The sequence below is a fragment of the Nostoc sp. DedSLP04 genome (assembly GCF_034530775.1).
In the GTDB taxonomy this organism is placed as follows: domain Bacteria; phylum Cyanobacteriota; class Cyanobacteriia; order Cyanobacteriales; family Nostocaceae; genus Nostoc.
In genome coordinates this window covers 50,156-62,815 of sequence record NZ_JAVRCL010000026.1, presented here as the reverse complement: position 1 = coordinate 62,815, position 12,660 = coordinate 50,156, and the positions used below count along the sequence as shown (strand labels likewise).

General features: G+C 41.8%; 10 protein-coding genes and 1 pseudogene. 6 read left to right on the top strand and 5 right to left on the bottom strand.

Features of this window, described 5'->3' with window-relative positions:
- Window positions 1-2 precede the first annotated feature (2 nt).
- Window positions 3-845, top strand: coding sequence for a TniB family NTP-binding protein (locus RMX89_RS16725; RefSeq protein ID WP_322689689.1), 843 nt, complete (start codon window positions 3-5; stop codon window positions 843-845).
- Window positions 845-1,348, top strand: a complete 504-nt coding sequence (locus RMX89_RS16720; protein WP_322689688.1) for a TniQ family protein — start codon at window positions 845-847, stop codon at window positions 1,346-1,348. The genes RMX89_RS16725 and RMX89_RS16720 overlap by 1 nt, the downstream gene beginning before the upstream one ends.
- A gap of 40 nt (window positions 1,349-1,388) precedes the next feature.
- Here the strand turns inward: RMX89_RS16720 and RMX89_RS16715 are convergent, their stop codons facing one another.
- From RMX89_RS16715 to RMX89_RS16705, 3 genes are all read right to left on the bottom strand, one after another.
- Window positions 1,389-1,565 (bottom strand): hypothetical protein, encoded by a 177-nt coding sequence (locus RMX89_RS16715; protein WP_322689687.1) that lies wholly within the window; start codon window positions 1,563-1,565, stop codon window positions 1,389-1,391.
- Between the two features lie 153 nt (window positions 1,566-1,718).
- Window positions 1,719-2,024 carry a helix-turn-helix domain-containing protein gene (locus RMX89_RS16710; protein ID WP_322689686.1) on the bottom strand — a complete coding sequence of 102 codons (306 nt, stop codon included), beginning with the start codon at window positions 2,022-2,024 and terminating at the stop codon, window positions 1,719-1,721.
- Complete coding sequence (locus tag RMX89_RS16705) at window positions 2,017-2,529, bottom strand: hypothetical protein (RefSeq protein ID WP_322689685.1); 513 nt, start codon at window positions 2,527-2,529, stop codon at window positions 2,017-2,019. The genes RMX89_RS16710 and RMX89_RS16705 overlap by 8 nt, the downstream gene beginning before the upstream one ends.
- A 172-nt stretch (window positions 2,530-2,701) precedes the next feature.
- Between RMX89_RS16705 and RMX89_RS16700 the strand changes: the two genes are divergently transcribed.
- On the top strand, window positions 2,702-2,878 hold the full coding sequence (locus RMX89_RS16700; RefSeq protein WP_322689684.1) for a ribbon-helix-helix domain-containing protein: 177 nt from the start codon (window positions 2,702-2,704) through the stop codon (window positions 2,876-2,878).
- A 139-nt stretch (window positions 2,879-3,017) separates the two neighbouring features.
- Here RMX89_RS16700 and RMX89_RS16695 read toward each other — a convergent pair whose 3' ends face one another.
- A complete protein-coding gene (locus tag RMX89_RS16695; protein ID WP_322689683.1) occupies window positions 3,018-3,326 on the bottom strand; it encodes a HigA family addiction module antitoxin in 309 nt (102 codons plus the stop codon).
- Window positions 3,327-3,340: 14 nt separating this feature from the next.
- Window positions 3,341-3,625, bottom strand: a pseudogene (locus RMX89_RS16690) (type II toxin-antitoxin system RelE/ParE family toxin).
- A 316-nt stretch (window positions 3,626-3,941) separates the two neighbouring features.
- Between RMX89_RS16690 and RMX89_RS16685 the strand changes: the two are divergent.
- The 3 genes from RMX89_RS16685 to RMX89_RS16675 all read left to right on the top strand — a co-directional run bounded on the left by RMX89_RS16685 (window position 3,942) and on the right by RMX89_RS16675 (window position 12,622).
- The gene (locus tag RMX89_RS16685; protein ID WP_322689682.1) at window positions 3,942-7,340 is read left to right on the top strand and encodes a CHAT domain-containing protein; all 3,399 of its coding nucleotides are present in this window, start codon (window positions 3,942-3,944) and stop codon (window positions 7,338-7,340) included.
- 193 nt (window positions 7,341-7,533) lie between these two features.
- On the top strand, window positions 7,534-10,080 hold the full coding sequence (locus RMX89_RS16680) for a CHAT domain-containing tetratricopeptide repeat protein (protein ID WP_322689681.1): 2,547 nt from the start codon (window positions 7,534-7,536) through the stop codon (window positions 10,078-10,080).
- A 244-nt stretch (window positions 10,081-10,324) separates the two neighbouring features.
- Entirely contained in the window at window positions 10,325-12,622 is a 2,298-nt protein-coding gene (locus RMX89_RS16675) for a caspase family protein (protein ID WP_322689680.1), read from the top strand.
- The last annotated feature ends 38 nt before the right edge of the window (window positions 12,623-12,660 follow it).

The following is a 12,660-nucleotide window of genomic DNA, read 5'->3' as shown; positions in this document are numbered from 1 at the left end:
AAATGAATTCCAAACAAGCCCAAGTAGTTGCTCAACAATTAGGTGATATCCCACAAAATAATGAAAAATTACAAGCAGAAATACAACGATTGAACCGAAAGATTTATATCCCACTGGAGCAAGTGGAGATACTGCATGAATGGCTGGAAGGAAAGCGTCAAGCACGTCAGTGCTGTCGAATTATAGGAGAGTCGCGTACAGGCAAAACTATTGCTTGTGATGCTTACAGGTTGAGAAAGACAAATAAGCCAATACAGGAGCCAGGTAAACCTCCAATAGTTCCTGTTGCTTACATTCTAGTTCCTCCTGAATGCAGTTCTAAGGATTTATTTAGACTAATTATTGAGCATCTAAAATATCAAATGACGAAGGGAACCGTAGGTGAAATTCGAGAGCGGACTCGGCGGGTTCTCAAAGGTTGTAGTGTGGAGACGTTAATTATTGATGAGGCTGACCGCTTGAAGCCAAATACATTTAAAGATGTACGGGACATTGGTGAAGAATTAGAAATATCTGTTGTTCTAGTGGGAACTGACCGTTTAGACGCTGTAATAGGGCGGGATGAGCAAGTAAAGCGCCGCTTTCAGGCTTGTCATCGGTTTGGCAAGTTTTCTGGGGAAGACTTTAAGCGGACAGTAGAAATTTGGGAAAAGAAGGTTTTGCAGCTGCCAGTTGCTTCCAATCTTTCTAGTAAGACGATACTCAAGGTTTTGGGAGAGGCAACTGGGGGTTATATTGGGCTACTGGATATGATTCTGAGAGAGGCAGCAATCAGATCATTGAAGAAAGGATTACAAAAAATTGATTTGGAAACGCTGAAGAAAGTAGCAGGAGAGTACAAATAATGGAAGTGGCAGAGATTAAACCTTGGCTGTTTCGAGCGGAACCCTATCAAGGTGAAAGTCTAAGTCACTTTTTAGGACGTTTTCGACGGGCAAATGATTTAACCCCTACTGGGTTAGGTAAAGCCGCAGGACTTGGCGGTGCGATCGCTCGTTGGGAAAAGTTTCGGTTTAATCCCCCACCGTCTCGGCAGCAGTTGGAAGCATTGGCTGTTGTAGTGGGGGTTGATGTCGATAGGTTAGTGCAGATGTTACCACCTGTTGGGGTGGGAATGAAAATGGAGCCGATTCGGTTATGTGCTGCTTGTTATACCGAGTCGCCCTGTCACAAGATTGAATGGCAGTTGAAGGTGACACTGGGATGCGATCGCCACAAGTTAAGCTTGCTTTCAGAATGTCCCAACTGTGGGGCAAGATTTAAGGTTCCAGCGTCATGGGTGGATGGTTGGTGTCAAAGGTGTTTTATGACATTTGCTGACATGACAAAGTATCAGAAGTGTTATTAAATACTAATATTTGTCCTAACTAGAGAGGGATTCTGTCTAACTACACCACTTCCAGATTAAATATAATTGTAAAAGTCGCACTTGGTATAAGTTGGCGCAGTACTTGTGAATGGGCTTCTGCATCGCTTCGACGACGAAAACGAGCAACAATTTGGTGTTGCATACTGGGGAAATGGCGGACGACACACCAAGGATGAAGTTTGTCAATGTAGCTCACAAAAACCTCCTGACAATACTTGTGATTTAGCCGATTACTTGAGTGGTTAAAGCTTACTTGCTCACAAAATTTCCTAGACAAAAGCCACTCTACTGTGAGAGTGGCTGGTAAAAAAATGTCAGAATGATATTGAAATTTGTTGACTTTTAATCTCTATTTACTCTGGTTAGTTAAACAGAGCTTGTTTAAAAGTCCTTCAGGAATCTCCTCAAAGTCTTCTAGCAATAAATCCATGAGGGCAAGATGGCGTAAATCGGAAGGCATGGGACGGCGGTAGTTGCGCCCTTTAGAGAACCAGCGCCGGACAGTTGAAAGTGAACGAGAGCAAATTCGAGCGATCGCCTCATGATTAACGTCCCATTTGGTATAAAATTTATTGGGTGTCATCCCTAGTTGACAATGGCTGTAAAAGTCAATCAGGTTTTGCTCGCGTTCTTGTAGAGGGCGGGGATTAATCATATACTGGCTCTCCTTCCAGTGGTTCTAAGTCCTCCTCCCAAGCGATATCGGCAGATGTCCAAGCTGCACTGAGGCTGTCTTTGCTTAACCAAATTAGGTAGCACCAACTCCAGCAGCAAAGATGTGCGGCAAAGCTGTAAAATCTGCCGATCGCAATTCCCCAGTCGGTGTCAGAATCAAGCCAGCGTAATCTATCGCCGTACAAAAAGCGGGGTGTTTTAGCTGTATCAGGAAAATCGTCGGGTAAATCAACAGAAAGTTTCTGGTTAGTCAACTCTGGAAATAAATCTTGGTGATTTTTAGCGATCCCACTCAAATAATTAGCTATCAGTTCAGCATCGATGCTCTGGGTTAGTTGATAAATCAACACTGCCGCTAAAGTTTCTTGTTCTTGCTGCTCACCATAATCGCTGAGTTTTGCCAATAGTTGAGTTATTCCGAAGTCATCTAAAGCTTGTAGATAACTTCTGTGTTCATCTGTTTTGTAGCAAACAGGCTTTAACATGGAATATGTCTCCTGTATAGAGGGGGCCAAAAGTCAGCGTCTTCCCTGCAAAAGTTGAGCGCTGGCTTTTGACTTATCAGTAATTATACATAATTTTAATGATATTTTATTTTTATTTATGTGTTTTTAGTGATTTAATATAGAAACACATAACTAAGTTGATGATAGTCACATGGGGAAAGTTGTAGTAAGTATTTACATGGAAGAAGAAGACAAGGAAGCTCTGCAACAACTGGCGGATGCAGAGGAGCGTTCTTTGTCGCAAATGGCAGTGTTAATTCTGAAACGAGCTGTTAAACAAGCGCAGACGGAAGGGATAATTTCGCTAACTCAGGAGAAGGGTAAATGAGGCGTAGATGCTTGCCCTTAGATATCACCTGTAAACCAATTAAGTTTTGAGAAAAAATATCAGGAGATTACATCAATAGAAAATAATGGTTAAATAAAAATATTTACAAAATAAGTAGTTTCGGTATCTGAAAATAAGTTCAGGCTACATCATTAAACGGAAGTTGAGGAATTTGATTGTAAACTTCTGCATTTTCTTCAAGAGCTTGACGTAAATCGTATTGCGTTTGTAAATTCAACCAAAACTGAGCGCTGTTCCCAAAATAGCGCGATAGACGCAAGGCTGTATCTGCTGTAATACTACGCTTTCCTTGTACAATTTCGCTAATTCGTGTTTGATTTACACCTATATCTTTGCTTAATCGATAAGGTGTGATATTCAACGGTTCCAAGAATTCTAGTTGCAGGATTTCGCCAGGATGGATATTTGGCAGACGGTTGTTATTCATAATCATTTTTATACTTAGTGGTAATCGACTATTTCAATTTCCGAAGCATTGTTTTCATTTGTCCAAACAAAGTAGATTCGCCATTGATCGTTAATACGAATACTGTACTGCCCAATTCTATCGCCAACTAGCTTTTCTAAGCGATTTCCAGGTGGAACACGCAAGTCATTAATTGATGTTGCTGCGTCAAGGACAAGCAGTTTTCATAAAGCAGTCTTCTGGATATTGGGCGGCTATTGAGGAGATATGAAGCCTTCAAAGATTAGCTTTGTCTCTTCAGATTTGAAACTGACAATCACAATACTATCGTTTCGCATTACTATCGTCAAACGTTAGTATACATTGTCAAGTGATGGATTTTTACTGTCCCCTTCAACCTGTAAACTTGTATTTGCTTGGGCAAAGGCTGTGCAAGTTCCTCTGAATTTTAGAGCAAGTCAATTTTTTTATGGAGTTTGACGTTTATTCTTATCCCTCGCAGCCAGATTTTAATGACGTAGTTTAGCAAGAAATACCGAATTAGAAGCTGATTTAATAAATTTCCGAAAATTCTGCTCGAAGTCTTGTGTTTATTTCATAGAATTTGCGGATACATCAAATTATTAAATTGACATAATGCTTCTAAGTAGTGTTGATCGCTTGAGAGTCATGCTTGTAACTCTACTGTTATCGTTTGCTGTCACGGGAGAACTCAAAGCTGTTGCAGCCGTTGCAAACCTAACTTTGGCACAGGCACAAACTGCTCAAAATCCAAAAGATGAGGCAGATAGACTGCTAAAAGAGGGTAAACAAAAACTAAACCAAAACCAGTTTCAAGCAGCACTAGAGGCATTTGAAAAAGCCTTGGCTTTATACCAGCAAGGTAAAGACCGCAAGGGTGAAGGTGATACACTCTACAGTATTGGCGATGTTTACTACTATCAAGATAAATTTTCCCAAGCTATAGAATTTTCTCAGCAAGCTTTAGTAATTCGCAGGCAACTAAGAGATCGCACTCAAGAAGGCACAACACTCAATCATATTGGCATATCCTACAGCAATTTAAGCCAGTACCCCAAAGCCTTGGAGTACTTACAGCAAGCTTTAGCGATTCGTAAACAAATCGGCGATAAAGCAGGTGTTGGCGGTAGCCTCAACAACATTGGCTTTATTTACAAGAGTCTCGGACAGTACCCCAAAGCCTTGGAATACTATCAGCAAGCTTTAGCCATTAGCAAACAAATCGGCGATCGTTCAACTGAAGGCACAACGCTCAACAACATTGGCGGAATTTACAAAAGTCTCGGACAGTACTCCAAAGCCTTGGAGTACTTACAGCAAGCTTTAGCGATTCGTAAACAAATCGGCGATCGCTCTGGTAAAAGTCAAAGCCTCAACAACATTGGCTTAATTTATTTTAGTCTCGGACAGTACCCCAAAGCCTTGGAGTACTTACAGCAAGCTTTAGCGATTAGTAAACAAATCGGCGATCGTTCAACTGAAGGCACAACCCTCAACAACATTGGCTTAATTTATTTTAGTCTCGGACAGTACCCCAAAGCCTTGGAGTACTTACAGCAAGCTTTAGCGATTAGTAAACAAATCGGCGATCGTTCAACTGAAGGCACAACCCTCAACAACATTGGCTTAATTTATTTTAGTCTCGGACAGTACCCCAAAGCCTTGGAGTACTTACAGCAAGCTTTAGCGATTAGTAAACAAATCGGCGATCGTTCAACTGAAGGCACAACCCTCAACAACATTGGCTTAATTTATTTTAGTCTCGGACAGTACCCCAAAGCCTTGGAGTACTTACAGCAAGCTTTAGCGATTAGTAAACAAATCGGCGATCGTTCAACTGAAGGCACAACCCTCAACAACATTGGCTTAATTTATTTTAGTCTCGGACAGTACCCCAAAGCCTTGGAGTACTTACAGCAAGCTTTAGCGATTAGTAAACAAATCGGCGATCGTTCAACTGAAGGCACAACCCTCAACAACATTGGCTTAATTTATTTTAGTCTCGGACAGTACCCCAAAGCCTTGGAGTACTTACAGCAAGCTTTAGCGATTAGTAAACAAATCGGCGATCGTTCAACTGAAGGCACAACCCTCAACAACATTGGCTTAATTTATTTTAGTCTCGGACAGTACCCCAAAGCCTTGGAGTACTTACAGCAAGCTTTAGCGATTAGTAAACAAATCGGCGATCGTTCAACTGAAGGCACAACCCTCAACAACATTGGCTTAATTTATTTTAGTCTCGGACAGTACCCCAAAGCCTTGGAGTACTTACAGCAAGCTTTAGCGATTATTAAACAAATCGGCGATCGTTCAACTGAAGGCACTACCCTCAGTAATCTTGGTTTTCTCTTAGATACACAAAAACAACAGGAACTAGCAATTGTTTTCTTAAAGCAATCTGTCAACGTCACAGAAACGATTCGGCAAGATTTGCAAGTGCTACCCAAAGAACAACAGGAATCATATACAAAAACCGTTGCATTTACCTATCGCCGTCTTGCTGATTTATTACTACAAAAAGACCGCGTACTTGAAGCGCAACAAGTTTTAGATTTGCTAAAAGTACAAGAACTGCAAGAATACCTCCGCAATGTCCGGGGTAATCAGCAGACACGACAGGGACTAGATAATCTGCCGCCAGAACAAAAAATTTCTGACAGCTACAATCAGCTTTTAAATCAGGCAATTGAAATCGGCAAAGAACTTACCGAACTGCAAAAGATTCCCTATCCTCAACAAACTTCTACACAAAAACAACGTCTTGCTCAACTTACGAACCAGCAAGGGCAAATCGTCAAAATGTTTGAAGAATTTACCCGTCGTCCAGATGTGGTTGCCAGTGTGCAACAATTACGCCAAACTGCTAAAGACGAAAACGTCAGTTTGCAACGATTGAGAAACATTGCTGATGACCTGAAGCGATTAGAACAAAATGCCGTCCTGCTGTATCCTTTAATTTTGGAAGACCGTTTAGAACTAATTTTAGCAACACCTGGTTCACCACCCATCCGGCGTACTGTGGCTGTCAAGCGTCAAGATTTGAACCAAGCAATTGTCAACTTTCGCAGTGCTTTGCAGAATCCTAACATGGATGCAAAAAAACCAGCAAAACAACTATATGACTGGTTAATCAAACCTATAGAAAACGATCTGCAAAAGGCAGATGCCAAAACTATTATTTATGCTCCCGATGGGCAACTGCGTTACATTCCTTTAGCAGCTCTGTACGATGGTAAACAATGGTTAGTAGAACGTTTGCGGGTAAATAATATTACGGCTGCATCCTTAACTGACTTTACTACAAAACCGCAACCACATCTAAAAGTTTTGGCAGGTGCTTTCACCCAAGGGCATTATGAATTTCAATTAGGCAAGCAGCACTTCAACTTGTCTGGACTACCCTTTGCTGCAAAAGAAGTTGCCGACCTGGAAACATCTATTCCTGACACAACCAAACTGTTAGATAAAGATTTTAGCACAACCGCCATAATTCCCCAAATGAATCAAAACTCAGTGATACATTTCGCTACTCACGCGGCTTTTGTTCCTGGTTTACCAGAAGATTCATTTATTCTATTTGGTAATGGCGATAGAGTGACTCTGCGAGACATCCAAGACAAATGGTTTTTAACCAACGTTGATTTAATGGTGTTGAGTGGTTGTGAAACAGGATTAGGCGGGACATTAGGCAATGGCGAAGAGATTTTGGGATTTGGCTACTTGATGCAAAATGCCGGAGCAAGAGCTGCGATCGCTTCTTTGTGGTCAGTTAATGATGGTGGTACTCAAGCTTTAATGGATGTCTTTTACGCCAAACTCAAACAAGGTACTTTTACCAAAGCCGAAGCTTTAAGACAGGCACAAATAGCTTTGATTAATACTAGCAAAAATACTGAAAGCAAACAACGCGGGAGCAGTATTGAAATCGAAGCCTTACCATCAAATGTCAGCGATCGCCTCAGTCATCCTTACTACTGGGCACCATTTATTTTAATTGGTAACGGATTGTAATTCGTAATTCGCAATTCGCACCTCAACCTACATATTGCGATTTCGAGAGTCGCTAACATAGATTTTGCTTTAAGTTGATTTAGCAATAAATTCTTAGTTAAAAGCTTATTTAATAAATTTTCCGTAAATTCTGCTTGAAATCTTGTATTTTTCCCTAGAGTTTGCGTGCATATAAAATTATTAGGTTGACAATATGCTTTTAAATGGTGTACAGCGTTTGAGAGTTATGCTTGTAACTCTGGTGTTGTCGTTTGCTGTCACAGGAGATTTTGGATTTGTTGCAAACCAGACTTCGGCACAGGCACAAACTACTGAAAATCCAAAAAATGAGGCAGATAGACTGTTAACAGAAGGGAAACAGAAACTAGAGGAAAAGCAGTTTCCAGAAGCACTAGAGGCATTTGAAAAAGCCTTGGCTTTGTATCGGCAAGCTAAAAACCGCAAGAGTGAAGGTGATACTTTCTACAGTATTGGTGATATTTACTATGCTCAGGCTAAGTTTTCCCAAGCGATCGCATTTTATGAGCAAGCTTTGGTAATTTGCAGGGAAGTAGGCGATCGCACTCAAGAAGCCAGAACGCTCAACGGTATTGGCACATCTTACACTAATTTAAGCCAGTACTCCAAAGCCTTGGAATACTTTCAGCAAGCTTTAGCCATTATCAGACAAATCGGCAATCGCTTTCAGGAAGGACGAAGCCTCAACAACATTGGCTCTATTTACTCCAGTCTGGGACAGTACCCCAAAGCCTTGGAATACTTTCAGCAAGCTTTAGCCATTATTAAACAAATCGGCGATCGCTCTGGTGTTGGCACTACCCTCAACAACATTGGCTTGATTTACTCCCGTCTGGGACAGTACCCCAAAGCCTTGGATTACTATCACCAAGCTTTAGCCATTCGTCAACAAATCGGCGATCACTCTGGTGAAGGCACTACCCTCAACAACATTGCCGGAATTTACTTACGTCTGGGACAGTACCCCAAAACCTTGAACTATCTTCAGCAAGCTTTAGCCATTATTAGACAAATCGGCGATCGCTCTAGGGAAGGCGGTAGCCTCAACAACATTGGCTTTATTTACTCCAGTCTGGGACAGTACCCCAAAGCCTTGGAGTATCTTCAGCAGGCTTTAGCCATTCGTCAACAAATCGGCGATCGCTCTGGTGTTGGCACTACCCTCAACAACATTGGCTTGATTTACTCCAGTCTCGGACAGTACCCCAAAGCCTTGGATTACTATCAGCAAGCTTTAGCCATTATTAAACAAATCGGCGATCGTCCTCATGAAGGCATTAGCCTCAACAATATTGGCGGAGTTTACTATGATTTGAAACAGCACGCTGATGCTGAAAAAAGCCTATTAGCCGCCGTTGAAATTTGGGAATCTCTGCGACCTGGATTAACTGATGAAAATAAAATCTCCATCTTTGAAACTCAAGAGTTTACTTACCGAGGTTTGCAATTAGCCTTAGTTGCTCAACAGAAGAATAATCAGGCGTTAGAAGTGGCTGAAAGGGGGCGGGCAAAAGCATTTGTTGAGTTATTAGCATCTCGGTTATCCCCCGAACTGCAAAAGCAGAATCCCGAATCTCTGCAAAAAAAATTCATCATTAATCTTGAGCAAATCAAACAAATTGCTCAAACACAAAGTGCTTCTGTGGTTGAATACTCCATAGTTTCCGATAAATACCTCTACATTTGGGTTGTCCAGCCTACAGGTAAAGTAGAGTTTCGCTCGGTTGATCTCAAAAAATCTTTAAACACCTCTCTAGCAAACCTTGTTACTAACAGCCGTGAGTCAATTGGTGTTAGAGGACGTGCAAGCATTGAGATAGAGGCTATAAATGATACCGCAGAACAAAAAAACCGATTACAGCAACTCCACAAATTGCTGATTGATCCCATTGCTGACATTCTCCCCAAAGATCCGAACTCTCACGTCATCTTCATTCCTCAAGGTCAACTGTTTCTAGTTCCCTTTCCAGCTTTACAGGATGCTAATGGGAAGTATTTAATTGAAAAACATACAATTCTCACTGCACCTGCAATTCAGGTTCTAAATTTAACCCATCAACAAAGGCTAAAGCCACACCCCGCAGATTTGCAAGAAGCATTGGTTGTGGGTAATCCCACTATGCCTAAAGTCACCACAAAACTTGGCGATCCACCTCAGCAGTTGTCTAACTTGCCAGGGTCAGAAGGGGAAGCAAATGAAATTGCTAAACTATTTAAAACTAAGGCATTTATAGGCAAACAAGCCGTCAAAGCCAAAATGTTACCCAAGCTATCGCAAGCGAGGATAATTCATTTAGCAACGCATGGGTTATTAGATGATTTTAAAGGGTTGGGTGTACCTGGAGCGATCGCACTTGCTCCATCTGGTAATGGTCAACTCAACGATGGCTTACTTACCGCCGATGAAATTTTAGACTTGAAACTCAATGCAGAGTTAGTTGTCCTGAGTGCTTGCGATACTGGGCGAGGTCAAATCACTGGTGATGGTGTAATTGGTCTATCCCGTTCCTTGATTACCGCAGGTACACCCAGTGTTATTGTTTCGTTGTGGTCTGTACCCGATGCACCTACGGCTGAGTTAATGACTGAATTTTATCGAAACTGGCAAGAGCGCAAGTTAGATAAAGCTCAAGCATTACGTCAAGCAATGCTCAAAACTATGGAAAATCATCCGAATCCCAAAGACTGGGCAGCATTTACGCTTATTGGCGAGGCAGAGTAATATCTAAAATCGATGCCAAATTGATGACTCTAGACAGCGTTTTTTGCTCAACCTGATGGCAGCTTTGTTTGTCTATAAATATTGGTAATAGCGTTGTAATCTTTCTTTCATCCTCAATACTACAAATTATTTCAACACACTCAATTTTCTTGCTATTTCTGTATTAATACGTATATACAGATGATAATCTTCATCAGCGAATCAAAATTTATCTATTTTGGAGATGTGGGGAAAAGACTAGGCTATGTCAATCATTAAGCGTCGTCAGTTTTTGCAGTTCGCTGGTTCAGCTTTAGCCACTCTGGGGATTAGCCAATTAGAAATTGAGCAGCAAGCTGTTCGCTATGCCCAAGTTTTAGCCCAAAATACGCCACGCAAAAGGGCTTTGTTAGTAGGGATTAATGATTACCTAAAAGTAAATGATTTTCAATGGTATCCACTGGAAGGGGCAGTCAATGATACTCAAATTCAGAAAGAACTTTTGATTAATCTCTTTGGCTTTCAATCTGATGACATCCGCATTCTACACGACCAAGAGGCAACCCGTAAAAACATATTACAGGCTTTTGAAGAACATCTAATTAAATGGGCGCAACCTGGAGATGTGGTTGTATTTCATTACTCTGGGCACGGTTCTCAAGTTGCCGACGCAGATAAAATTTTTGAAGATGGACGAGTCAGCACAATTGTACCCATCGACAGTCACCTCCCACCTGGATATCCAAATAAAGGAGGTAAGGTTAATGATATTACTGGGCATACTCTGTGGTTATTAATGCAAGCCATCAATACAGAAAACGTCACCTTTGTGCTGGATAGCTGTTACTCAGGTGGCGCAAGAAAAGGAATTTTGACAGTGCGATCGCGTCCCGGCGATCAAGAATTATTGCGTATTAAAGATTCTAAAATCCAGCTTTTAGCAAATACCGAAGAACAAGAATATCAAAAACAACTGATGTCTCGGCTGAAGTTGACAAACTCAGACTTTGTAAAATTGCGTCAACAAGGTGTGCCGAAAGGAGTCATGCTTGCTGCTGCTAGACGAGACCAGTCAGCTATTGATACGCGCTTTGCTGATACGCCTGTTGGTATTTTTACTTATATACTCAGTCGTTATCTTTGGCAGCAAACATCCTCTGAGTCAGTTAATCAGGTAATGCTAAGTGCGATCGCCACAACCCAAAGAATACTGCAAGAATATTTCCCTACATCCGGCATTGTGCAACAACCAGAATTTAACGTCAAACAGGGAAGTAATAACGACAAACAAATAGTTTACTTTACCAATCGAAAAAAGACACCAGCCGAAGCAGTAGTTACCAAAGTACAAGGAAATCAAATTGATTTGTTTTTAGGCGGGATAGATCCTCGGAGTTTAAAAGCCTTTGGACGAGGTGCAACCTTTACGGTGGTAGATAGTCAAGGGCGAGAACAAGGGCAAGTAAAAATCGAGTCACGGCAACAACTTAAAGCACAAGGCAAACTGATCCAGACAACAACTAGAGGAGCGGCGATCGCAGCTGGTGCATTATTACAAGAGCGATCGCGGGCAATTCCCAATGACCTGACTTTGCGAATTGGACTAGATTCATCGTTAGGGCAAGATATAGAATCAGCACGACGGGCACTTAGGGCAATTAACAAACGAATTGAGCCTGTATCAGCTAATCAGCCAGATATAAATTACATCCTGGGACGAGTGACACAGGAGTATGTCAAGCAGTTGCAAAAATTGAATATTAAAAAGTTACCTGAAGTTGGCAGTATTGCCCTGTTTTCTCCAGCTGCCGATCTAATTCCTGGTTCTGATGGTTCTGGTGGAGAACGTGTATCTGAGGCAGTAAGTAATCGCTTGAAGGCAAAACTCAAATCTTTATTAGCCGCACGCTTGGTAAAACTGACTTTAAATACAACCTCTTCAAAATTGAGTGTGGCCGCTGCAATGGAAACAGTGGATGGCGGTGCTATTCAGGCAGAAGCATTTACGGTCAGAGGAGCAACTGTTGCACCCCTGAGTCGTAGTCGAGGACAAACCACTCGCTCATCTAATGTCCAACGCATTACACCTGGAACCTTAGTCCGCTTTTTAGTTCAGAATAACGAACCTCACGATCTCTACATCAGTGTGCTGCTCATCAGTGTAGATGGCGAGTTGTTAGTTCTCTCACCGCTACCGGGAAATGAAGATGCTCCTCCCATTGCCGCAGGGCAACAAATTCAAGTCCCTGACCCAGATCGCGGCGAATTGTATAAATTTAGGATTGCTGGTGAGCCTGGTGTCGCGGAAGTACTAGTAATTGCCAGTACGACACCTTTCAAAAAGGCGATTGAGTTATTGCAGGCACTTGCAGCAGAATCAGATAGCCAACGGGGAATACCTGTGAATTTAGATAAAAAACCAGATGAGGCAATTGTCAGTTTACTAAACGATCTCGACGAAGGTACTCGTGGTGCAGGCATAACGCGAGTTGATGGAACCAGCCAAATAGACACACAGCAGATGGCTGCACTATCGATTACATTTGAAATCTTGCCATCTTAGTAAGTCGATCGGTTGGGTCATTGCTAAGAATGAATATT